This window comes from Scytonema sp. PCC 10023, from assembly GCF_963920835.1.
Taxonomy (GTDB): domain Bacteria; phylum Cyanobacteriota; class Cyanobacteriia; order Cyanobacteriales; family Nostocaceae; genus Kalymmatonema.
Genome location: NZ_CAWUDP010000057.1, coordinates 20,068 through 43,443 on the forward strand (window position 1 = coordinate 20,068; position 23,376 = coordinate 43,443).

Consider the following 23,376-nt stretch of genomic DNA (forward strand, 5'->3'; position numbering starts at 1 on the left):
GGGGGTTGTGCTGTTCGGCGTACTGCCACTCGCTCTTAGTCATGCTAAGCAAATATACTTATCGTTACTTGAGCAGAACTTTCCCTGAACTTTTCAGAACATTACTGTATTGCCTGCAACCAGTTGAACTGATGAAAATAACATTAGATTCAAGCAAGTAAACACTGCATTTAACTGGTTGCGGCAAGGAGTCCCCACCATACGTACAAAGTTGGTGGGTGGAGGAATGCCGCTCCTCTCCTTGGGCACTGGCGACGGTTGTTGGGGAAAATGCTCCCGACTAAGTGATGGCCTTTATTGCCCCGTTCGGCTGAGCGCTCATGGCGAAGCCTTCCATAATTTTTCGTTTGATAACTTAATCCCCAGTCCCCAATCCCCAATCCGCTCTACTCAGAATTTCTGTGTCAGGTTAATTGCGGAAAAACAGGAATTTCGGCACAACGCCAAAGTTGCTCAAACTGCATAAGTCAAAATTAGCCTCAACTATTTATTGTCAAGGAAAAACAAAATTCCACAACTCAAACACAACAAACAATATAAGGAAAACAATAATGACATCTATCGATCCATCTGCTGCACAGACTACTGCAACGAAAAATCTGCCAATTCTGAAAAGAGGTTCTAAGGGTCGGGCTGTAGCATACTTGCAATTCCTGTTGATTAGCTATGGCATTAATGTTAGTGGCGCTGGAGTAGACGGAGACTTTGGTGCAAACACAGAGAATGCTGTCAAACAATTCCAACAACAATATAATTCAGTTCCTAATGTCGAACGTCCTAAATTAACAGTTGATGGGCAAGTTGGAGAGAAGACTTGGCGTGCTTTAGGCGACAATTTCTATCGCACTTGCGGACCTACAGAATGGGATGACGCTGTAAAATTTCCCAATATAACCGGCAACGACCTGCCAACTCTCAAAAAAGATGATAAGGGTGAAGCTGTAAGATTGCTGCAACAGATGTTACTCGCTCTCAATTATATTAGCAATGACTCCTTCGATGGCAATTTCTCACAAGACATCGATACAGCCGTCAGAAATTTCCAAGCAGCTGCAAATATCCGCACAGATGGAGAAGTTGGTGCCAATACTTGGGGAAAATTGTTTGAAGTCTCCAGAGTGGCATGCGATAGAACCGTTAGCTTAGGTTAACCAACTCGTACAGCCTGTTTTTGCAAGCTTAGTGAGCCGCCCTTAGATGACTCACTAAGCTTGAAAATTATTGGGAATTTAGCAGAAAAACCTTGGGTTGTTCAGGTAACGCAGATTCAAAATTGAACCAATTTGTGGTAAGCAAGCAGTAGAAAAAACAATACGGAACTGCGATGAAAGTTTGGGAAGTTCAGTCTAAAGAAGGTCTGGATGCATTGACACTGGTTGAAAGACCAGAACCACAACCAAAGGCGGGACAGGTTCTCCTAAAGATGCGTACTGCTTCGCTCAATTATCGGGACTTGTTGACTGTCAAAGGAGCATATGGATCCAAGCAAAAGCTACCGTTTGTTCCATTCTCGGATGGTATGGGGGAAGTGGTTGCGGTTGGCGATGGGGTCACTAGAGTTAAAGTAGGCGATCGCGTGGCTGGTATCTTCATGCAAACTTGGTTAGAAGGAGAATTTTCCGCAGACAAATCAAAATCAGCGCTGGGCGGTGCTATTGATGGTATCTTGGCTGAGTACGTAACACTTCATGAAGACGGCGTTGTTCATGTACCAGAACACCTTTCTGATGAGGAAGCTGCATCCTTACCTTGTGCTGCTGTAACAGCTTGGAACGCCCTTACAACGGATGGCAAGCTTAAAGCTGGCGATACTGTTCTTGTACAAGGTACAGGTGGGGTTTCTTTATTTGCGCTACAGTTTGCCAAGATCATGGGGGCGCAAATCATTGCCACTTCTAGCAGCAACTTGAAGTTAGACAAGTTAAAGCAACTTGGTGCATCCCAAGTCATCAATTACAAAACCACGCCGAACTGGGATGAAAAAGTTTGGGAACTGACAAATCACGTGGGAGTTGATCGCATCATAGAAGTTGGCGGTGCAGGAACTTTCAACAAATCGCTGCGTGCTATTCGCTACGGCGGGTATATCGGTTTGATTGGGGTGCTTACTGGATTCAGCGCAGATGTCAGTACAACATCTATTTTGCACAAAGGTATTACTGTACAAGGCATCTACGTAGGCAGTCGCGCCATGTTTGAGGCAATGAACCGGGCGATCGCTTTGCATAATATCAAACCTATTGTTGACCGAGTGTTCACGTTTGAGGAAGCACGACAAGCGTTGGAGTACATGGAGAGTGGGGCGCATTTCGGTAAAATAGCCCTGCGCTTCTAGAAGCATGGTTTATAGTAAGCGCTCTTTGCGCTTTAGTAAGGATGCAATCTCATCTTTGTTTGTGCTACAGTAAGTAACAAGGAGTAATACATAAGCCGAGCTATAGTTTGGGTTCTGTATACCCAACTGGCACGTCAACCTCTGGATTGAACGTGTAACGTAGAGCAACGTGTCACTACTCTATTGTTTGATTAGCTCAGTGGCAGAGCATCCGAAGCAATCGGCTGGACGTAGGTTCAACTCCTACATCAAACTCCCGAAAGTTAGCTCACGCTTAGAGCGATCAACTGATAATCGATGTGTTGCAGGTTCGATTCCTGTACTTTCCGCCAACCCTGTCCGGGTCAAAAGACACTACCAAAAGAAGGTAGCCAATTATATAGTATGAACTCTGCGATGTAGGCTTACTACTGGTCATCATAACTGATGTTCGGTAGTAGCAGTGAAGGAGCCAGAGCAGATGTTATCTCCCTAACTTGAGTATGTTCCTTCGGTTTCCAGATCCAGTTTTCTGGAACTGGCAAACCCAACGGCATATTTGAGCGTTGTTGTCTTTTTCTAGATTGCTCTTAAGTAGTCTAGGTGTAAGAAACAGCAATCTTAATCCAGTCAGAGGAGATGCAATTTGCCCGCAACTGAACTGTAAACACCTGCATTTGCAGAGTTTAAAAATTTTGTGTAGTATATGTATTATAAAGAGTCAAAAGTTATTGACTCCTTTGGTGCCAAATTCAGAACAGAGCTGGAGTCTCTACCTCTAACTAATGCACGAGATACAGCCTCTTTATAAGAACACAGGGGTGAAGTACCCACGCACTTCGCTTTTGCTACGTGCGGGGCTAAGCGCTAAGGCGCACGCTCCGCGTTAGCGTTAGCTCCTCCGCAGGAGGCACGCGTCTCATTCGCCGCTGCCTCGTCGTGTTACCACGATTTGGTCTTACGCAGCGTCTCTCGGCTTTCGCCGTTTATCCTCTCAAGGAGGAACCCGCGCAGCTGCCCGCCTTCCGCAGGCAGTTTGATTTTTGTGAGTGCCGCTTGGTTTTCGCGGAGTATGGTTGGTTTTTTAACCAATGTTACTCGTATTGTACCAGAAATTCTGCCCTCGCTCTCATCCCCCGGTTCCGTTCCTACACCGGGGGATGAGAGCGAGGATTGTTAAATTCTCCACGCCAAATCTATAAATGTTTTTATCAAACCTTCTGCATCGGCTACAACTGCCCAAGTTATCTATGCAAATTTCCATTTGGAAAACTTTTTATATCAAGCCTAACGAGATTGGAATCTTATATCACCGCAGTGATTTTAAAAAAATTTTGCAGCCTGGTACTTACACCTATTTTGGTCGGCATTGGCAAGTAAAAACCTATGACCTCAACCAACCTGAGTCCAAGATAGAGAACTTGGAACTGTTGCTGCGTTTGCACAGTGCAGAGTTACAGCAATATCTTTTAGTCGTTAGAACTGCTTTCAATCAAGCTGCTTTAGTACGCTTGGGGCAAAATTGGGTCAGTGTTGCACCAAATCAACTACGAGCTTTTTGGCGTGGTTTTATTGACGTAGAATCACATCTTTTCAACTTAGATGAAAGCTTGGAATTACCTACTGAATTCGTACAGCAAGTACGTGGAATTGCCTTGAATGAAATCAAGAAGTTCCAAATTTCGGAGTATGAGATTGGTTTGCTTTACGTGCAGAATAACTTTGTGCGATCGCTAGAACCTGGTGAGTACGCTTTTTGGGTCGTGAATAGAGATGTTTCAGTCCGTACCCAGAGCCGTATTATACCGAATCCACAATTTCCTTTAGAAGATGTATTGATTGAGCAACATCCCGAATTTGTAGCTGCTTACTGCGAAGCAGTACAATTACAGAATCAGCAAGTAGCCATTGTACGCTATCAAGGTAAAGTCGTTTCCATCCTAGCGCCATGCAGTCGCAAGCTGTTTTGGCGAGGTGTGGAGATAGAGGTGATTGACATCACCACCGATGCTAAGTTGCCATCTCGCTTAGTTGCTGAGTTAGTTTCGGGTTTGCCAGAGGCTTTAACTTTAAGCCGCAATTGTTTACATATTTGTGAAGTACCCGCACAGTACATGGGGCTACTGTACATCAATCAAGAGTTTCAAACACAACTCCAGCCAGGAAGGCACGCATGGTGGGTGTTTGGGCGTTCTTTAAAAACGGAAGTCTTCGACCAACGCCTGCAAACTATGGAAGTATCCGGTCAAGATATTCTTTCTAAAGATAAAGTGCCTTTGCGCTTAAACTTAACTGCTGGCTACCGCATACTCGATCCACTAACTGCCAAAAACCGTTTATCAGATCTGACTAGCTATTTATACAAAGAGCTACAATTTGCTTTACGTGGTGCTGTTGGCGAAAAAACTCTGGATGCGTTACTGGAGGATAAAGGTGCGATTGATAGAAGTATTTTTGATTACATTCGTCAGAAAACCTCAGACTATGGAATTGAAGTAGATTCGGTAGGAGTAAAAGACATTATTCTCCCTGGTGAGATTAAGACGATTTTGGGCAAGGTAGTAGAAGCCGAAAAAGCAGCCCAAGCAAATGGAGTTCGTCGTCGTGAAGAAACTGCTGCTACTCGCAGTATGTTGAATACTGCTAAGGTGATGGAGGATAACCCCGTCGCGTTGCGTTTGAAGGAATTAGAAGTATTGGAGCGAATTGCAGAGAAGATTGAAAAAATCCAAGTCAATGGGAGCTTAGATAGCATTTTGACCGACTTAATTCGGATTAATCGCCAATAAAACCCTAATAATGGCCTATGATCATTTTGCCAAGGTTAACCAAGGCGTGAATAATCGAAACCTCTATTTGCTTGAGTTGACACTCCTCGACTATCGCGGTACGAGGATTCTTGCTTCATCCGTCCTCTCTAGGCATCTGAATGCAAGCATTCAGATGCCCCCGTTTGGATACGTCCACAAGCGTACACGGACTGTCCGACCGCGTTTGAAAGGATTTATTCAATTCTTTTTATTTTTCATTTCCACAACAAGAGCACTAGCTTGTGCATTGTGGATGGTGAAGCAGCGCGGTCTTGGGGAGCCAGTACTGCAGGAGGGTTTCCCTCCGTAGGTAACTGGCGTTGGTTTCCCCCATGAGCGACTGCTGAACCCGAAGGGCGAGCTACCAACGTTGGCTATCTAGGCGTATTACCGCATTGCCATTTATTATTGTACCGTACTTGAGATAATTCGCGCTCCAAAGCCGTCAAACGAAGGACGGGGCTTTAAACCCATCTTTTTGGTAAAAGTCAAGCCATTTTAGTTTCAGGCTAAATTCGCTGTGAGACTTGTGAGAAATCAGGCTAACTACACCTGTATCGAGCAATTCTTCTATCCTCAATCAATTGCAACACAACCAAAATTTTTCAAGTTTTGATCGCTTCACAATTTACCTGATGGAAGTCGCAATGAATTATTCCAGCAGGTTAATAGACGGGTTCCCGAATGTAGTCGAAGTTATTTTTCCTGAAACGGCTTCGGTAAATGCGCCCAAAACAAATGGGAAACGATGCCCTAGCTTTTTCCAGTTGGGATGAACGATGGATTTGGCGAGGATTCAGCCGTGAAGGAGTTGTTGATCAAAACGGCGATCGCCCGAGCATACTGAGGATCAGACGCAGTACCAATCAAAGCTGGGTTCGTTGCTAGCTGTCGCAACTGGGCGTCTGTCAAGTCTATCTTGACATCAGGCATAATCCCTATTTTGTTAATATCCGCTCCCTTCGGCGTGAAGTAACGACCTACTGTAACTGCCAGTCCTGAACCATCCGAGAGGGGATGAAGCTGCTGAACTAGAGCTTTACCAAAGGTTTTACTCCCAACAATCACCGCTCTGTTGTTATCCCTGAGTGCTCCAACCAAAATCTCACTAGCACTGGCAGAATCTCCGTCTACCAAAACCACTAAAGGCTTTTGTGTCAGTGCTGTATGATTTGCCTTGAACTCTATATTGCCACGTACACGTTCTTCTTCACGAACAATCACGCCTTTATCCAACCACATTCGGGCAATCTCCACACTCGCACCTACCAACCCACCGCCATTCCCGCGCAAATCCAACACAAACCCACCAACCTGCTGGCGACTGAGAGCTTGGATTGCTTGACGCATTTGCTTGGGTGCAGTTGCGCTAAACTCTGATAAACGGATGAAGCCAACACGCTTTGAACCCTCTTGCTTGAGCGTGTAACTCACCTTTGGCAATTCAATAGTTGCGCGTGTAATCTTTACGTCAAAGTCACTTTGCCGCTGCCGCCCAATCCGCAGGATAATTGGTGTACCAGCTTGACCGCGAATCAGCTTGGAAGCATCCTCCACTTTCATTCCTTGAGTGGGTTTACCATCAATTGCTAAAATCTGATCACCAGCCTTAATGCCAGCAGTGAATGCTGGGGAATTTTCCAGAGCTTTCTCAATAGTGAGCCGCTTGGTTGTATCGTCGAGTTTTATCTGAATCCCAATCCCAGACGTTTCCCCGGAAATTGTTTGCTCATTCAGCGCTTGGTTCTGTTTGGGGTCTAAAAAGCGAGTGTAAGGGTCTCCGAGCTTTTTTAATGCCTCACGTACAGCAGCGTAAGCTTGTTCACGGGAGGTGTAGTTTTGGCTTAACAGGCTCTGTCTGGTTGCTTGCCAATCAACCTGATTGAATGTGCTATCAGCATAGCGGCGGTAGACGATTTGCCAAACTTCATCTACCAGAGCTTTTGGGCTATCTTGTAACTCCGCGCGGACTGGACGACATTCAACAGAACTGACTAAGGATAAAGCAGCAGTCGTAGCCAGCACTCCATTGAATAAGCAAGTTTGGAGCAGCGAGCAGCGGTTTGAAGATTGAAACATTGTGTTAGGTTTTTAACCTTTTTGTGAATTCTATCTAAAAAAAACAGGTTTGTGCAATAAACTTGTTTTTAATATTCGAGAACAACGACCCAGTATGCACAACGTTAACCAACTCATGGGGCGTACGCTCCGCTTCTGGTATATTGATGGTCTTCCCGACTTAGCTGTTGGCAGTATGTTACTGTGCGTTTGCGGGCTAAATTTGGTACTGAGTTTTTATCTTCCTGCACTACTCCCACAGAGCCTACTCAGTCGCGTACTGCTGCTCATTGTCTTGGCTATCAGTGCTGTTTTGCTGCTCTTGGGTGTGTTTTGGGCGATCGCCTACGTTGTGCTACAATTAAAGACTAACCTTACTTATCTGCGAGTTGGTTACGCGTTTCCTTTTCGCCGCCCAGTCGTTTGGCAACACTGGCTTTTCCGTTTACTAAGCTTTGAGATATGTACGGCGCTGCTCATCTTAACCAAAACCTTGCCGCCGACATTCCTACAAGAGTTTCCCGTCTTGTTTGGGTTATTTATGGCCAGTATGCATTTGTACATGGGGTACGTACGGGACCTGCCCCGCTTCTACCTGCTAGCCGCCGTTTCTCTTGTACTGGTTGTGGGGCTGTTGTTCGCCAGAATGGACACTGTGTTGGGATTTGAGTTTTATAGCAGTCTGATGGGGATGATTGAGATGCTTTCGGGCTGCATCACCCTCTGGATTTTCCTTCGTCAAAACCCACCCTTGAGTCAGGAAATCTTATGAGTCATGACTTTCGCAACCTAATGGAAATTGATCGCCTCATCCACGAACCAGCCCGACTGATGATTGTTACCATTCTCTACGCTTGGGAGCAGGTTGACTACCTCTACCTGTTGCACGAGACAGGTTTAACTAAAGGTAACTTAACTGGTCATCTCACGAAATTGGAGGAAGCAGGCTATGTTGAGGTTGAGAAAACCTTTCGAGGTAAGGTACCTCGAACCATCTGCCAACTGAGTCAAAAGGGTCGTGCAGCTTTTGAAACCTATCGCCAGCAGATGCAGCAGTTTATTGACAGTACAACTGAATCAAGCGCCCCACCTTCTGAAGATCTTTCACCTCAGTCCGTTTAGCTCGACTTTAGCCAATTAGATATCTCGAAAATACAAATAAATTATCTGCGTCCATCTGCGGTTCTAAATAGCTTTAAACAGGATTTTTGCAAGAAATCTAATGAATATTTATCATAAATTAGCAGTGACGACTGTTGGTGTAGCAATTAGCTCGGCTGTAATAGCACCATACCCAGCTTACGCTAACACTCAAGTCACTCCCCTTTTCTACCACTCCAATTTACCTACTACAGAGATATACAATTACGTACAAAAATTGAATGCCACTTATATTGATAATGATACTATTGCTATCAAAGGGTTACAGGGTCTAAGGCTACTAAATTTATTAGTTGATAATCCTGATATTTTCTCTAGCAAGAGAGCCTTTACAAGAGCTATTGTTACCAGTCGTGTCCTGATTTTTCATGTAAACGAAAATGAAGTTTTTCTTTTGCCTGTTGCGAATCATGGATTAGTATCACTAACGGCGCTGATGGTGGCACTCGCAGTGGTACTGGTGGTCATAGCGGTGTTACTAGTGACAACTCTCCCGCTAATTGCAAGCAATGTAGCGGGAGCATCTCAAGTTCACAAATGAGACTTGCTGCTTCACAGGACTTGCATCCAAGTATCCTCCACAGCCAGGAATCGGTAGTCCAACCGACCCATGTTTTAACACTCGAGTCGCTCCACTTGGGGAGCCAGTGCGTTGGCGGGGTTCCCCCGCTTGAAGCACCTGGCGTGAAACCCCAAGACCGCGCTGCCTCAAATTCAGTGCGCTGTTCCAATCGCGGTCAATGACCAACCCACAAGAACAACTATGAACACGAACCGCAAGGGTTTTCTCAACTCTTTCGCCACATCCGGAACAATTGATACTTGTCCCTCTGGGGTCAACTCCTCGTGTATGCTTACCGCGTTTTACCGCCACTGCTTGCATGATTTGAAGGAATGCACCCCAGGCAACATCTAGTATCGACTTAGCTAGTCGTGTTCTAGCCAAGCCCTTAATGTTCAGGTTTTCAAAAATGATTAAGTCATAGGAGTTAGCTAACCAATGTGCGACTTGATAATGAAACTCTTTTCTTTGTCTGGCAACGTGCAAATGAAGTCTGGCAACCTTGTTTGCTTGCTTTTGGTAGTTCTTAGACCCTTTAGTTTTACGTGCAAGCTTGCTAGCTCTTCGAGCTAAAGTTGCTTGCGCTTTCCGATAATACTGTGGTACTTCAATGCTTTGTCCATCAGCAGTTGTTAAAAACTTCTCTAAACCAACATCTATGCCAGTAGCTGTTTTGATTTCATCAATTGGTACTTCATAGGGTACGGTTTTATCTTCCAAGGAGAAACTTACATACCATCCGTCAGCTTTGCGTAAAATCGTTGCTTGCTTAATCTCAAATCCATCTGGAATTGGACGGTGCAGAATAACTTCAATCTCACCAATCTTAGACAGCTTGAGAGTCTTGCCTGTTAGGTGTGCGCCTGCCTTTGGAGAATTAACACGCGGAAACGTAAAAGAACAGATATCACCGCGCTTCTTAAAACGCGGGCGTCCTCCCCTCTTACCGTTTTTGTCAGGGATTAACCAACGCTTCCAGCATGAGTCCAACCTCATCAAGTTCTGTTGTTGGCAGTCAGCGTAAATATTTTTGTAGTCGGGAAACAGTTCTTTAGTTTGCTTGAGATCTGATGCTTGTGTGTAATAGTCAGTCTTGTCTGGAATCTCACCAATTGGTTCACAAACTAAACTACAACGGTCAATCTGTGACCTTGTCCGACTTAACCAATCCAGTCTTTGCCCTAGTGCATAGTTGTAGTGACGACGCAGCAACTCACCCCAGGTTTCAAGAGTGACAACCTGTTCTGGCGTGGGTTTAAGTTTGTACTGGTAAGTGAGTAGCATATAACTATTGTACAGCATTTTTCCGTACCTAGCATGACTACTCGCATAGATATTAGACTTCCAGAGCAAGAACTAGAAATCCTTAAAGCTTACTGCGAACAAGAAAGTAGAACTCAGACAGAGGTGATTCGTGAATTTATCCGTAGTCTTAAAAAGAAAATTAGGCGTACTCAAGATAGTTGATCTGGCAATGGAAGGGACATCGAGTCCCTTCCATTGCCCCGCAATTCCCCATCACCGCCAACGCTCCGCGTGTGGCGGGAGTACCCGAAGGGAGGTCTAGATGGCGGTATTGATAGCACTTATGGCAGCACTAGCGGTAGTATTATTTCCGTCGCGAAACCCAATTTTACTGTAGCCCGATTGTGACAAATTAAGGAAAAGCAGCTAGCTGTGTTGAGCTAGTGGAAACCCCTCCGTAGACGGGCGATGCGATTTAAGCCTGTAAGCGTATTGCGCTCTGCTCTAGGGCTGTCAGCTTTCTGCATAAGTCAACTTGTGTTTCACCTATTAAATAGTAAAGTTCTCTCAACTGACCTTGCTTGGAGATCATTCCAGAATGTCTCAGCATATATAGCGTGAGCTAATTCAACCACGTGCAAATACCTCCAACTTTTTCGTCTTATTAATAGGTATTGATTGCTACTTACCAAAGACATTGCCTGATAGATCTTCTTACAAGAGCCAGCAGTAATCAAGGTTATATCGTCATGACTCGTAACATATACGCGCTGCTGATTGGCATTGACAAATACCTCAGCCCAGTCTCTCCCTTAAATGGCTGCGTTAATGACATCGTAGCTATAAAAGAATATCTGGAAGGACGGGTTGCTACTGATGGATATCAGCTTCATATACGCACACTCTTAAACCAAGATGCTACTCGTCAGGCAATTATTGATGGGTTTCGGGAGCATCTATGTCAGGCACAGAGTAACGATATCGTTCTCTTCTATTACAGCGGTCATGGTTCTCAAGAACAAGCACCACAGGAATTTTGGCACTTAGAACCAGACAGACTCGATGAAACTTTGGTCTGTTATGACAGCCGCCATGCAGGAGGTTGGGATTTAGCAGATAAAGAATTGGCGAAATTAATTGCTGAAGTTGCAGCAAAAGACCCCAATATTACTATTATCCTGGATTGCTGTCATTCTGGTTCTGGTACAAAAAACCCGCTACAAGAAACGGGGATACGCCGTGTTCCTACAGATAAACGTGAGCGACCACTAGATAGTTTTATTTTTTCACTTGAAGATTTAGAACAACTATCTGCTTCTCGTAGTCTTGAAGAATCTCCCACTGGTTGGAACATACCCAAAGGTCGTCATATTCTCTTTGGGGCTTGCCGAGATAGTGAGGAAGCCAAGGAATACAATGGAAACGGCAAACAACGGGGAGCTTTTTCCTATTTTTTGCTAGAAACATTGCGAAATAATGGAAAGCTGACTTATCGGAACTTGTTTAAGCAAGCCAATGCCTTAGTCCGCAGCAAGGTCACAACTCAGTCCCCTCAGTTTGAAGTGACTCATGGTGAGGATGAAAACGGATTTTTCCTTGATGGTGCGATCGCAGAACGTACCCCCTACTTCACTGTAAGCCATGACAAGAACAATGGCTGGGTCATTGATGCTGGTGCTATCCACGGAATAAAAATTGCTTCTAGTGGTGAAAAAACTTTACTGGCGCTGTTCCCAATAGACAGCAACACTGAGGACTTGCACAACCCGTCTCAGTCCATTGGTGAAGCTGAAGTCACACAAGTACTGCCATCGCTCAGTAAGATCAATATCAGCGGTGTGGAAAACTTGACTTCTGAACGCACCTTCAAAGCCGTTGTCACTAGCTTACCATTGCCACCTTTGGGAATTTACTTTGACGGAGATGAAGCAGGTGTCAACTTAGCACGCCAAGCATTGCAAACAGTCGGTTTTGGAAACCAACCTTCTGCTTATGTGCGTGAAGAACAGGAACTCACTCAAGCACAGTTTCGCCTATTGTGCCGTCATGAGCAGTATTTGATTGCTCGACCCGCAGATGACCGACCGTTGGTGGCACAGATTGATGGTTACACACCAGAGAATGCAAAAAAAGCAATTCAACGCTTAGAACATATAGCCCGTTGGACGACTATTGCTGAACTCTCAAGCCCTGCGACCAGCCAGATTCAACCGGGTTATATCCAGATGCAACTTTTGTTTGAAGATAAAGACATCTCTCAATCTAAGCAGATGCGTTTGGAGTACAACTACAGCGACGATGAGTGGCAACCTCCGGCTTTTCGGCTCAAACTAACTAACAATAGTAAAAAGCCACTTCACTGTGCTTTGGTCAATCTTACAGACCTTTACGCTGTCAGCGCTCCGTTTTTTGAAGCAGGTAGTATAAAACTAGAGCCAGGGGAAGAAGCTTGGGCTTTAGATGGGCACTATCTGCAACTGGAAGTGCCAGATGAGTTATGGGAACAAGGAATTACCGAGTACAAAGACATTATTAAATTAATTGTAAGCACTGCCGAGTTTGATGCTCGGTTACTTACCCAGGAAGCACTTGACGTTCCTCGACCCACAAAAAGAGATTTGGCGTCCCCGAATGAAGGTACGTTGGATCGTTTGATGAATCGGGTTCAACACCGTGATATCAAACCTAAGAGTAACGGCAGGTTTGATGATTGGTACGCTGAGGAAGTCACAATCATCACTGTTCGCCCATTGGAAGCTACTTCAGTTTCTCCCACAGAACAGAAGGAATTAGGGACTGGTGTCAGATTGCAGCCGCATCCCAGCTTACAAGCTAACGTTCGTTTAACGACAATACCACAGACAAGTCGGGACTTGGGGAATAAAATTTTACCACCTATCTTACGAGAAAATCCTGAAGTGACCCAAGCCTTTCAATTTACTAGCAGCCGAGGCACAGACCCAGGATTAAGCGTGGTGGAACTTAACAATGTGCAAGACTATACAGTCGTGACTCCAGATACGCCCTTAAAGTTGTTGGTTGACACAACCTTAGGTAAAGATGAACACCTTTTGCCTGTTGGCTACAACGGTGAGTTTTTCCTGCCTTTAGGTCGAGGGAAAACAAATCAAGAGGGTAAGACTGAAATTGAGTTACAAAGATTGCCAGCACCCGTGAGTGAAGGTCGTCGCAGCTTGCAAGGGGCTATTCGCATTCTATTTCAGAAAGTGATCAGCGAGAAGTTGGGGTTGGAATATCAGTATCCCATGCTTGCGGTGGCTTCTGTTGGTGATGACCAATCAGTAAAATACGAGGCTGATCAGGCACAAGTTAAACAGCTGGTGGCGCAAGCAAAGCGAATTGTCGTCTATGTCCACGGGATTACTGGCGATACTGAAAGTTTAGTTTCTAGCATCCATCAACCCACAATTGGAGTGGATGGACAAAAACGTTCCATCAGCCAGTTCTACGACCTAGTCCTGACCTTTGACTACGAAAACATTAACACTTCAATTGAAGAAAATGCTCGGAATTTGAAAAAACGACTCGCAGCATTGGGTTTGGGAGCTAACCACGGCAAAGTCTTGCATATTGTAGCTCACTCAATGGGAGGGCTAGTTTCCCGTTGGTTTATTGAGCGAGAAGGAGGAAACCAAGTTGTCCAACACCTCATTATGTTAGGTACGCCAAATGGTGGTTCTCCTTGGCCCACTGTTCAAGATTGGGCAACTTTGGCTCTAGGTATTGGACTTAATAGCCTCTCTACAGTCGCTTGGCCCGTGAAAGTGCTGGGGAGTTTAATCAGTGCAATAGAGGCTGTTGATGTAACGCTAGACCAGATGAAGCCCAACTCTGATTTTCTTAAGACTTTAGCACAGAGTGATGACCCTGGTATTCCCTACTCGATTATTGCTGGTAACACATCGATTATTCCTGCAGCCGTGCAGCAACAAGGAGAAAAATCTAGTTTGCTAGAACGACTCATGCAAAACTTATTTGGAAAAGTTGTTGCTTTACCTTTCTTTGGACAGCCAAATGATATCGCTGTCACTGTACAAAGTATCAGGAATGTCACAGATGGACGGTCACTTCCTCCTGAAATTCAAGAAGTGGCTTGCGACCACTTGACCTATTTCAACCACCCAGAAGGCTTAAAAGCTTTGATTGCAGCTTTCGCACAGCAGAAATAAACGGCAAAGAAGCAAAAGTAGGGATTTTCTTCTCTTACTTTTGCTTTTCTCACAACTGTGATTTTTGTTGAAAGAAGGTTATTTATGTCTCAATATCAGTTTTACCGAAATTTTAATCCCCGCCTTGAGTATTTGAAAAAGATGGTACTTGAGTCAGAGAATAACTGGCTTAATAAGATGGAAACAGAGTTTGTCCAGTGTAGTCTGCTAAAAAAAGAAATAAATCGCTTTCTAATTATTTAATGCAGCAACTAAAACGCCCAAGTATTCTTATGTGCTTGGTTTGATTTAAATTGTCGCTTGTCAGGGCTGCCCTCTGCCCGATATTTGTACCAGTTGCGTAAGTCCTGCCTCAGTAAAGACTTGAAGGGTTAAATTTATGCCAGATAACCACAAAAATACACATTTTGTAGATTCTCATAAGTCAAGTCAAGAAGAACAAATAAGCAACGAGCTAATTACTTTACAAAAAGATGCTGCTCTAAGTAATGAAGTTGAGATAGAAATTGGTAAGTTAATTAATTTATTAGAAGAACTTAAAGAATTAAGATTAAAAATGAGAAAACGTAATAAACTACAAGTGTTTTTAGGAGGTTTATTTACACAAGAGCGAGAAAAATATATTGCAGAAAGTGAAAAGCGGTTATCAGATATGATGCAACTCGTACATAGTGCGATTATTCTTGTTTCTCATTCTAAACCAAAATTAGTTATTTCTAGAAAAATAAGACGTAATATTGAATATAAAGTACGGCGAGAAAAAAACTTTATATTAGGAAATCTCTGGAATATTTATAAATATTTTATCCATGCCACTTCCACACCGATAAAAGTAATTACTGGTTTAATTATAGCCCTTCCCATATATATTATTTTACCAATAATTACAGTTATAAATATTGATTTTATATCAAAAATTACCTACTTTAAACAAAGTATCATTGACAAAGAAATTAATAATTCAAGCAATGAGAATAAAGCCCCTAGTAATTCGGCTAACACTTATAATTTGACTAAGTATACAACTGATAGCACCGCCAATGACAATAAGAAGCAAGATAAAGACCCATTAAGTAATTATAATGATTTTAATGATTATAAAGAAAACATTGCTATAATAATTCTTGCAGGTTCAGCAGGCGCATTAGGCAGTTTAATAAGTATTCTTACTAGAATTAAAGAGTATGACTCCGAGAAGTATGAAGATGCATCTCTACCTATAATTATCGGTGCATTTAAACCTATCATAGGCGCATCATTCGGAATTTTGTTAGTTACCCTTATTAGCTCTAATACGCTTCCCATAAAAGTTGATGAAAGTATACCTGGAAAAAAACAGTATTTTTATTATTCGGTAGCATTTCTTATTGGTTTTAGTGAAAGATTTGCTAGAGATATTGTAAGTCGGGCTGAACGTGCTTTTACTGGTAATAGAGATGATAACGCATTGCATACATCCATTGATGACAAAAATAATAGTGATGGCAAGAGCAATAGCGATGACAAAAAATAATATTGTATAGGCTTTAGTTTCAACACAAGTTAATAGTTTCAATTTGACCTTAAAAGTATATATAACCAAATACCCCTCTTCTGTCACTCTCCGTAGATAAAAAGATGTAACCCTTACCAGGCAAGAGTTTTAGTTTAAAGCAATGATTGTATCGATCATATTAGAAAATATTGCCACAAACCTAATCCAATCAGAGTTTTAAAAGTTGCCTTCGATTTTTGTTTTCGGAGAGTGATAAAATAGGGGTATATTATTATACAATAAAATAATTATTTTTAATAAATATTAATAGTCTATCAAAATAGTGTAGTTTATTTCTAATTTTGCTATACCGATTCATAAGTTCTTTGGAGGCGATCGCCTCCAAAGTTCGATATTTAGTTTATCAATCGTCGGATGATAGCGGAGTGTGCGGGCGTGTCACCGAGTAACGAAGCGATCGCCGATTTTTTAATCTCGTGTTTACAGTTGTTAAGCCGCCGTCTACAGCACTTCACATAGTTTGGTTTTTTCACGCCGACTTACCTACCCCCTCCTGTGCTCTGCGCGATCTGTTGTCGAGTATCTGTTTGTCTAATGGTGGAAGGTGTGGTTTGGTAACTTCCGCCGCCCGTTTGCTCACTAAATAATGAGGGAATAGGCCACAGATCAACCGCCGTTCTGAAACCTTTTTGAGCCACTGCCTTTTGCCCAAGATCATTGTGGCAACAAGCTTTAATAAAATGGGCATTGGCATAAACAGGAGCAAGCCAAATTGCCTGATTGCAATTGGTAATTGCTTGTTGTAAATTGCCGGAGTCATAATATGCAATCCCTCGTAGAGCGTATAAATCGGCAAACAAGGGATCAATTGCTATTGCTTGAGTAAAATCTTCAATAGCGCTGGTATAATCTTTCTGTATGTAATGAGCTAACCCACGACAATAGTAAGCATCTGCATCATCAGCTTTGATGCGAATTGCATCTGTAAGATCGGCGATCGCCGCCTGCTGTTCACCAGATTTGTAATGAGTAATACCCCGCTCTAAGTAAGCATTTGCATCTTCAGGATTACTGCGAATCACCTCAGTTAGTTCTGCAATAGCTTTTTGATTATGTTCATCAAGGTAAAGATATTTTTCAAAGTCTCCTACATAAAAAGTAGAGGTATAGAAATAGGGGTTGATGCGAATGCAGGATTGAAAATCCTCAATTGCTTCCTGAGGGAAATCCTGTTCGTCAAAATCCCTAATACGCAAACATCCTCGGAAATAGTATGCATCAGTAAAGTTAGGATTTTTATTGATTGCCTGAGTAAAATATTCGCTGACAGCGGCAAATACATCTGGATCTAATGGATCTAAATTTTTTGCATCCTTTTCTTCATCCCCCCAAGTCTCTTGATAATAACGGACATAACCTAAACAGAAGTATGCTTGAGCAAAATTAGGATTGTATTCGATGCATGATTGAAAATCTTGTCTCGCTTCCTCTTCCTGAAAATCAATAGTAAACATACTTTGGCAATTAAGCATACCTCGGTCATAGTATGACACGGTATAATCTGGACTAATATCAATTGCTTGAGTAAAATCAGCTTTAGCGCCTTCTTTGTCACTTAACCAGAAGCGCAACCTACCGCGTTTTATATAAGCATCAGCATCTTGAGGAGAACTTTGCAGTGTTTGCAGATAATTCTCAGTAACTTTTTGTTTTAGGTAAGACGCTACCTGATATAATTTAGCCTCAGTTATTTCTGGATCAAGACGCAAATATTGCTTGTAGTCTTCAATCGCTTCAAGCTCGTTTCCAAGTTTTGAGTAAAGAAGTCCTCGTTGATAGTAAGCCAAAGCGAAATCTGGGTTAAGCTCAATTGCTTGAGTAAAATCTTCTATTGCTCCTTGCTGGTTCTCGTTAATCTGCACCAACCCTCGGTAATAGTAAGCACAGGCAAATTCTGGATTAAGCTCAATTGCTTGAGTAAAATCATCAGCTGCTTGAGTAAAATCACCAGCCGAATTTTGAACACGACCTCGGTAGTAGTAAGCTGGGGCAAAACTAGAATCTAGCTCAATTGCTAGTGACAAATTATCAGTACTAGAAGGAATTTCTGAGAACAATTCACTTAGCAGTATTGAGTAATCTTCTCTATACTTAGAGTTTTCTCCATAGTACCTGGCAACTCCTCGATAGTAAACAAGGGCAAGGTCGGATTCAAGTTCAGTAGGCTGCAAATCTTCTTGGATTACCTCCTTAACATCGTCTTCGCAAACTCCTCTGCAAACCTGAAAAACTTGGATATAATCTTCTATTGCTCCTTGGCTATCTCCCAATTCTTCACGGGTAATGCCTCGGCAGTAGTAAGCTTCACTATTGTTTGGAGCAATGCGAATTACCTCAGTCCAGTCATCAATTGCTCCCTGCTTGTCTTCTTCTTGATAACGAAGAGCTCCTCGTTCTAAGTAAGCCGCAGCAAAATTAGAATCACACTGAATTGCTTGAGTAAAATCTTCTATTGCTTTTTGCCTTTCAAAAAATACGTATGTATACAGAAGTCCTCTCTCGTAATATGCTGCTACAAAGTTAGGGTCTAGTTGAATTGCTCGGCTAAAATTACCTAAAGCTTTGTAGTAATCGTAGTTATTAGTAAAAATTACTCCTCGGTTAAAGTAAACTTCAGCATTCTCTGTCGCAGTAATTTTTAACTCATTCTTATCTAGAAATGAAATGGCTTCAATTAGCTTTTCCCAAGTCTGTGGACCAACAATCCCGTCTACAGTAATGTTCTGTTGCTGTTGAAACTCCTTCACAGCGGCTTCCATTTGTTCGTTGAATACCTCATATTCTGAACCAGGATTCAAATTTAGCTCCTGTAATAAGCTGTGCAGTTCCATCATCATATGATATGATGAGCCTAATCGTAAAGTTTCCATGTTTATGCTCCCTTGAAAACTGAAGTTAGTTGATCTAAGAAAAATTTGCTCTACACGTAATAAATAAAGTTTTTACAACCCTCTTTCAAAACGACATCTAATGTAGAGAATTTACATTTGATGTCTTCACAGGGATTGTAGATTTACAAAGGTGTCTATTCTGTGCATTTACATGATAGTTAGTTTTTAAATAATCATTTAGCCAATAGCAACTATCTATCAGTAAATCTTCTAAATCCAAATTCCACAAAGTCAAATTCTTGTCATAACTACCTGAGGCAATCTTTTTACCGTCAGGGCTAAAACTGACACTCGAAATCGCATCACTGCCTTGAATGTTTCCAAGTAGCGCACCGTCTTTGCTCCAGAACTTGATTGTCTTATCCTCACTGGCAGAGGCAATAGTTTGTCCATCTGGACTAAAAGTAACATCAAGAACCCAGCCGCTATGGCTGGGTAGAGTGGTAATAAGTGTACCATCACGCTGCCAAAGTTTAACTGTTCCATCACTACTGGCGGAGGCAATGGTTTGTCCATCTGGGCTGAAACTTACGCTCATAACACTGCCTAAATGACCTTTAAGAGTGTTGAGTAATTTACCATTTTTATCCCACAGTTTGATATTTTTGTCCTTACTAGCAGAGGCAATTATCTGACCATCTGGACTAAAACTTAAGGCTATAATATTATCTTGATGACCTTTAAGAGTGTTGAGTAATTTACCATTTTTATCCCACAGTTTGATAGTTTTGTCTTTACTACCAGAGGCAATTATCTGACCATCTGGACTGTAGGTTACACTATAAACTTGATCTTGATGTCCTTTGATTTGCTGTAGCTTACCACTTAAATTCCAGAGTTTAACAGTTTTATCTGAACTTGCCAAGGCAAGAGTATTACCTTGAGGGCTAAAGCTGACTTTGAAGATTTGACCATTTTTTTCTTGTATTTGCCGTAACCTACCGTCTAAACTCCACACTTTCACAGTATCCCGGCTAACTGAAGTAATGGTATTACTATCAGGACTGTACCTGACATAATTGATAAAACTGTTATGTCTTCCCAAGATGAATGGTAACTTAGCCTTAACACTCCACAATTTAACGGTATTGTCTCTACTTGTAGATGCGATCGCTCTACCGTCAGGGCTAAAACGCACTTCTGTCAACGGCTGTGCATGTCCGCGAAAAGTTTGGACAAGCGTGCCATCCAATCTCCATAACTTTACAGTTTTATCTTCACAAGCAGTAGCAATCATTTTCCCATCGGGGCTAAAATCTACTCCTGTTACCGCCCCACCCTGTTGCGGAAACTGTCGTAGCAACGCGCCATCATGGTTCCAAAGCCTGACGATGCCATTCTCGCTAGCAGAAGCTATTTTTCCATCACGACTAAAGTTTACATCAATGACATTACTGTTATGCCCAGTGAGCGATCGCAGTAACCTTCCATCTCGGTTCCAAAGCTTGACAGTTTTGTCTACACTGGCGGAGGCGATGGTGCTACCATTCGGGCTGAAACTAACAGCGTTAACTGCGTTGGTATGCCCAAACATGGTTGCGATCGGCTTTCCATCTTTACTCCAAAGCTTGACAGTTTTGTCCCTACTAGCGGAAACTAGCATTTTCCCATCGGGGCTGAACCTGACCGTATTGACCCCATCTTTATGTCCCTGAAGCGTAAGGGGGGCCAGTTTTCCGTCTAATTTCCAAATTTTAACAGTTTTATCTTTACTGCCGGAAACTAGCGTTTTGCCATCAGGACTAAAACTCACACTTAACGCAGGCAAGTTATGTCCTTGCCAAGACTTAATTTCTTTACCGTCACGCTTCCAGAGTTTGATAGTATTATCCTCACTAACAGTAGCTAGCATTTGACCATCAGGACTAAAACTAACACTTGATACCCAATTAGTATGACCATTCAGGCGATTGCTCTCGTGAATTTCATAAACTGCTTGACGCAGCGCCATCAAAACTCGCATCTTAGTATCAGCTTTGATCCAGGGAAAGTACTTCAATATTTCTCCTGCTAAAGAGTTTTTTAGTAGCTTCCCTGCCTTGGTGCTTTCTACCAGTGCATCTAACTCCTGATTTAACGCCAAGTACGCTTGTGAGGAAGCACTCAGAGCATCAAGGGTTTGAAACTGAGCCTCTACAGTACGGGCAAAAGCATAAATACTTAGTCCGGTTAAGCCCAAGATAACTCCAGCAACAGAGCCAACTAAACGGCGGAGGTTTTTGCGTTTCCTCTGGATGCTGCTGTGGAAAAATTCTAACTCTATACAATTCAACCAGTTATCCGTGGACTCGAATACTTGCTTTACTAATGGTAAACGGGGATCGTCATCCCAAAGCAGACCAACAGCTTGTTTATCCTGCCTGCTAGTTGTCCATTTATTCGCGATCGCTGTTAGCTCTCGTTGCAGTAAAAGAGAAGCCAATTCTCGATCTTTCCACGTTCGCAGCTTTTGCCATCCCCGCACTAAGGCATCATGAGCTGGTTCCACGTAAAGATTCCCTTCAATATCTCGTCCTTTCACCAGCAGACGGGCACTGGCAAAGCGCTCAATTACCAACTTCACCCGCTCATTTTTGGGTTCTGGATACTCCAGTTCCGATAAATCCACCTGCCTACGAGCTAGTTCACTGCCACTGAGTGCCACCATCCGCAGCATTACATGGCGTACTGTTTGCTCGTATGCCGGGTCAAGTTTGACTAACTCCTCATATTCACAGTCCGCTCTTTGGGTGAGACTTCGCGCCACTCCCCCCAGTTGTTCATAATCTTCCTGAGTAATCGCCCGATTATTCCGTTTGCCTTGTCTGACACTTTTGATGTACTTGAGATAAAGCTCACTTAAGGTAAAAGAGAGTAGGGGCAGCGCTCCTGGCATCTGCACCACTTCATCAATCAACTGATCTACCAGCTTTGGCGGCTCGAAATACATCACCTTGGCGGTAGCAGGTTCCATAATAGCTTGGCGTAATTCCTCCCGCGTCATCGCTGGTACAAGAAATCGCGCCCCACTCCAATAAGGTTCTAAAGCAGTTTCCCGAAATTGGGGTTCAAAGTCACTTCGCAGCGTCAGCACAATCCGTAACCAATCGGGAAAAGCTTTAAGCGCCCTTGCCAACCCCTTGAGAAACATTTCCCGCTCAACTTCATCCCGGCTGAGGGTGACTAATTCTTCAGATTGGTCAATTACCAGCAGCAGCTTTGAGTTGGGATAAAGTTTTCTCCAAGCCACCAAGTTGGAAGACAGGTTTTGCAAGCCTTGTTCGTACCACAAGGTATTGTCGCTACTGTTGCCCTGTTTGCTTGCGTCCTCTAAACTCAGGTCATCAGTTGGCTTGTTGGGAATCCCAAAAACAGGTAAGTTTTCTCGTTCCAGCGCATGGTTCAAAGCCCGGAAGGGAGACTCTCCTGGACGGATGGGATCTAAAACGCGCCATTGCTCCCGCTGTTTCTTCAACTGTGGAATTAATCCGGCTTTGACTAAACTGGATTTCCCCGAACCAGAAGCCCCTAGTACCACCGTCAACGGATGGTTAGCCACGAACTCTTGCAGCGTTTCGATTAACGCTTTTCTGCCGAAGAACTTGTCGCTGTCTTTTTCTTCAAATGACTCTAACCCTTTGTAGGGATTCGCTTTTTCGTCGAGTTTGGGGGCTTCCTCCAATTTATTTGCCTTAAAACCGGGGATAGCAAAGATATACTCCCCCTTGTCATGGCGTTTGAGTTGGCAAAAACCTGGAGTTTGTTTGGCACTTGTCTTGCCCAACTCGCCGTGGATGTAGACGTATAATTCTGTAGCTGTGATCGCACCGTCACGGCTGTAATCGGCTTCTCCAGAGAGTCCCTTCAAGAGCAATTCGGCAAAGGGAGAGTGTCCCTCATACTCGCTGCGCTGTCCAAAACGAAACAGAGAATCGGCTGCTTTTTCGTCATCGGCGGCAGAGGTAATGACTTGTTGGGCACAACCAGAGATAAAGCGCTCATAGCGTTCCCGATACATTTTCTGCGATCGCACCACATCTCGATTTCCTGCCCAACGGAATGCCCCAGCAAAGCAGCAATCAAGGATCACCAACAGATGACGGCATGGCAGTTTCAGTAGGGCATCGTGCAGTTGCTGCATCGACACTAAGCTACCTTCAAGATCAAGCCTTGCATCTTGGGGGATGAGGAAACCAGATGGACCATCAGCGTTATCTAGTGCATCTAAAGCAATGCCATGTCCAGCAAAGTAAAAAATAATACTATCATTTGGTTGAATTTGAATTTTACTGCCATCTGCTAATGGCAACATCTGTTGTTCAAAAGCAGTAAATAGGTGATTAAGATTTTTGTAATTTGCTCCATTGTCTAACAACAGCAGGACTTGGTATTGGTATTTAGTTTCTAAAATGTGGGCAAGTTTGCTTGCGTCATTGACAGCAGTCTTAAGCGCCGGAATGCCATTAAAGTATTGATTAATCCCGATAACCACTGCTAACCTACGTTTAAGCCCAGGCATAAATGCATTCACCTATTTTTTGTATCAAATTTCTGTTAAAGATACCTTCGGATTGCCTGCTTGCCCTACTGTAAAATAATAGCCTTCAATAG

15 protein-coding genes and 1 tRNA gene are annotated in these 23,376 nt (G+C 43.2%); 11 read left to right on the forward strand and 5 right to left on the reverse strand.

The window, feature by feature from the left end; all coding sequences use genetic code 11:
- Positions 1–551 precede the first annotated feature (551 nt).
- The 3 genes from ACM0OZ_RS29320 (at position 552) to ACM0OZ_RS29330 (ending at position 2,590) form a co-directional block, all read left to right on the forward strand.
- A complete protein-coding gene (locus tag ACM0OZ_RS29320) occupies positions 552–1,151 on the forward strand; it encodes a peptidoglycan-binding domain-containing protein (RefSeq protein ID WP_414586362.1) in 600 nt (199 codons plus the stop codon).
- 173 nt (positions 1,152–1,324) lie between these two features.
- Positions 1,325–2,335, forward strand: a complete 1,011-nt coding sequence (locus ACM0OZ_RS29325) for a zinc-dependent alcohol dehydrogenase family protein (protein ID WP_414586363.1) — start codon at positions 1,325–1,327, stop codon at positions 2,333–2,335.
- A 185-nt stretch (positions 2,336–2,520) separates the two neighbouring features.
- A tRNA-Cys gene (locus ACM0OZ_RS29330) sits at positions 2,521–2,590 on the forward strand.
- A gap of 152 nt (positions 2,591–2,742) precedes the next feature.
- Here the strand turns inward: ACM0OZ_RS29330 and ACM0OZ_RS29335 are convergent.
- Complete coding sequence (locus ACM0OZ_RS29335) at positions 2,743–2,871, reverse strand: hypothetical protein (protein ID WP_414586364.1); 129 nt, start codon at positions 2,869–2,871, stop codon at positions 2,743–2,745.
- A gap of 693 nt (positions 2,872–3,564) precedes the next feature.
- Here ACM0OZ_RS29335 and ACM0OZ_RS29340 point away from each other — a divergent pair.
- Positions 3,565–5,103: a slipin family protein gene (locus ACM0OZ_RS29340; protein WP_414586365.1), complete on the forward strand. Its 1,539-nt coding sequence runs from the start codon at positions 3,565–3,567 to the stop codon at positions 5,101–5,103.
- 774 nt (positions 5,104–5,877) lie between these two features.
- Here the strand turns inward: ACM0OZ_RS29340 and ctpB are convergent.
- On the reverse strand, positions 5,878–7,203 hold the full coding sequence (gene ctpB, locus ACM0OZ_RS29345; RefSeq protein ID WP_414586366.1) for a carboxyl-terminal processing protease CtpB: 1,326 nt from the start codon (positions 7,201–7,203) through the stop codon (positions 5,878–5,880).
- A 94-nt stretch (positions 7,204–7,297) separates the two neighbouring features.
- Between ctpB and ACM0OZ_RS29350 the strand changes: the two genes are divergently transcribed.
- The 3 genes from ACM0OZ_RS29350 to ACM0OZ_RS29360 all read left to right on the forward strand — a co-directional run bounded on the left by ACM0OZ_RS29350 (position 7,298) and on the right by ACM0OZ_RS29360 (position 8,884).
- Positions 7,298–7,954: a hypothetical protein gene (locus ACM0OZ_RS29350; RefSeq protein WP_414586367.1), complete on the forward strand. Its 657-nt coding sequence runs from the start codon at positions 7,298–7,300 to the stop codon at positions 7,952–7,954.
- On the forward strand, positions 7,951–8,304 hold the full coding sequence (locus ACM0OZ_RS29355) for a winged helix-turn-helix domain-containing protein (RefSeq protein WP_414586368.1): 354 nt from the start codon (positions 7,951–7,953) through the stop codon (positions 8,302–8,304). The genes ACM0OZ_RS29350 and ACM0OZ_RS29355 overlap by 4 nt, the downstream gene beginning before the upstream one ends.
- Positions 8,305–8,404: 100 nt before the next feature.
- Complete coding sequence (locus ACM0OZ_RS29360; RefSeq protein WP_414586369.1) at positions 8,405–8,884, forward strand: hypothetical protein; 480 nt, start codon at positions 8,405–8,407, stop codon at positions 8,882–8,884.
- Here the strand turns inward: ACM0OZ_RS29360 and ACM0OZ_RS29365 are convergent.
- Complete coding sequence (locus ACM0OZ_RS29365; RefSeq protein ID WP_414586370.1) at positions 8,840–10,207, reverse strand: RNA-guided endonuclease InsQ/TnpB family protein; 1,368 nt, start codon at positions 10,205–10,207, stop codon at positions 8,840–8,842. The genes ACM0OZ_RS29360 and ACM0OZ_RS29365 overlap by 45 nt on opposite strands.
- Before the next feature lie 15 nt (positions 10,208–10,222).
- Between ACM0OZ_RS29365 and ACM0OZ_RS29370 the strand changes: the two genes are divergently transcribed.
- The 4 genes from ACM0OZ_RS29370 to ACM0OZ_RS29385 all read left to right on the forward strand — a co-directional run bounded on the left by ACM0OZ_RS29370 (position 10,223) and on the right by ACM0OZ_RS29385 (position 15,853).
- Positions 10,223–10,372, forward strand: coding sequence for a ribbon-helix-helix protein, CopG family (locus ACM0OZ_RS29370; RefSeq protein WP_414586371.1), 150 nt, complete (start codon positions 10,223–10,225; stop codon positions 10,370–10,372).
- 33 nt (positions 10,373–10,405) lie between these two features.
- Complete coding sequence (locus tag ACM0OZ_RS29375; protein ID WP_414586372.1) at positions 10,406–10,558, forward strand: hypothetical protein; 153 nt, start codon at positions 10,406–10,408, stop codon at positions 10,556–10,558.
- 341 nt (positions 10,559–10,899) lie between these two features.
- Complete coding sequence (locus ACM0OZ_RS29380; RefSeq protein ID WP_414586373.1) at positions 10,900–14,340, forward strand: caspase family protein; 3,441 nt, start codon at positions 10,900–10,902, stop codon at positions 14,338–14,340.
- Between the two features lie 379 nt (positions 14,341–14,719).
- Entirely contained in the window at positions 14,720–15,853 is a 1,134-nt protein-coding gene (locus ACM0OZ_RS29385) for a hypothetical protein (RefSeq protein WP_414586374.1), read from the forward strand.
- 521 nt (positions 15,854–16,374) lie between these two features.
- On the opposite strand, the gene ACM0OZ_RS29390 is transcribed toward ACM0OZ_RS29385, so the two are convergent.
- Both ACM0OZ_RS29390 and ACM0OZ_RS29395 read right to left on the reverse strand, forming a co-directional pair.
- Complete coding sequence (locus ACM0OZ_RS29390; protein ID WP_414586375.1) at positions 16,375–18,765, reverse strand: tetratricopeptide repeat protein; 2,391 nt, start codon at positions 18,763–18,765, stop codon at positions 16,375–16,377.
- Between the two features lie 97 nt (positions 18,766–18,862).
- On the reverse strand, positions 18,863–23,284 hold the full coding sequence (locus ACM0OZ_RS29395; protein ID WP_414586376.1) for an eIF2A-related protein: 4,422 nt from the start codon (positions 23,282–23,284) through the stop codon (positions 18,863–18,865).
- Positions 23,285–23,376: the final 92 nt, after the last annotated feature.

Excerpts from the sequence above, each read along its gene's own strand:
- ACM0OZ_RS29370 (WP_414586371.1), top strand. The coding sequence starts at position 10,223 with ATGACTACTCGCATAGATATTAGACTTCCAGAGCAAGAACTAGAAATC.
- ACM0OZ_RS29365 (WP_414586370.1), bottom strand. The coding sequence starts at position 10,207 with ATGCTGTACAATAGTTATATGCTACTCACTTACCAGTACAAACTTAAA.
- ACM0OZ_RS29390 (WP_414586375.1), bottom strand. The coding sequence starts at position 18,765 with ATGGAAACTTTACGATTAGGCTCATCATATCATATGATGATGGAACTG.
- ACM0OZ_RS29335 (WP_414586364.1), bottom strand. The coding sequence starts at position 2,871 with ATGCCGTTGGGTTTGCCAGTTCCAGAAAACTGGATCTGGAAACCGAAG.
- ACM0OZ_RS29325 (WP_414586363.1), top strand. The coding sequence starts at position 1,325 with ATGAAAGTTTGGGAAGTTCAGTCTAAAGAAGGTCTGGATGCATTGACA.
- ACM0OZ_RS29355 (WP_414586368.1), top strand. The coding sequence starts at position 7,951 with ATGAGTCATGACTTTCGCAACCTAATGGAAATTGATCGCCTCATCCAC.
- ACM0OZ_RS29350 (WP_414586367.1), top strand. The coding sequence starts at position 7,298 with ATGCACAACGTTAACCAACTCATGGGGCGTACGCTCCGCTTCTGGTAT.
- ACM0OZ_RS29380 (WP_414586373.1), top strand. The coding sequence starts at position 10,900 with ATGACTCGTAACATATACGCGCTGCTGATTGGCATTGACAAATACCTC.
- ACM0OZ_RS29385 (WP_414586374.1), top strand. The coding sequence starts at position 14,720 with ATGCCAGATAACCACAAAAATACACATTTTGTAGATTCTCATAAGTCA.
- ACM0OZ_RS29320 (WP_414586362.1), top strand. The coding sequence starts at position 552 with ATGACATCTATCGATCCATCTGCTGCACAGACTACTGCAACGAAAAAT.
- ctpB (WP_414586366.1), bottom strand. The coding sequence starts at position 7,203 with ATGTTTCAATCTTCAAACCGCTGCTCGCTGCTCCAAACTTGCTTATTC.
- ACM0OZ_RS29360 (WP_414586369.1), top strand. The coding sequence starts at position 8,405 with ATGAATATTTATCATAAATTAGCAGTGACGACTGTTGGTGTAGCAATT.
- ACM0OZ_RS29395 (WP_414586376.1), bottom strand. The coding sequence starts at position 23,284 with ATGCCTGGGCTTAAACGTAGGTTAGCAGTGGTTATCGGGATTAATCAA.
- ACM0OZ_RS29340 (WP_414586365.1), top strand. The coding sequence starts at position 3,565 with ATGCAAATTTCCATTTGGAAAACTTTTTATATCAAGCCTAACGAGATT.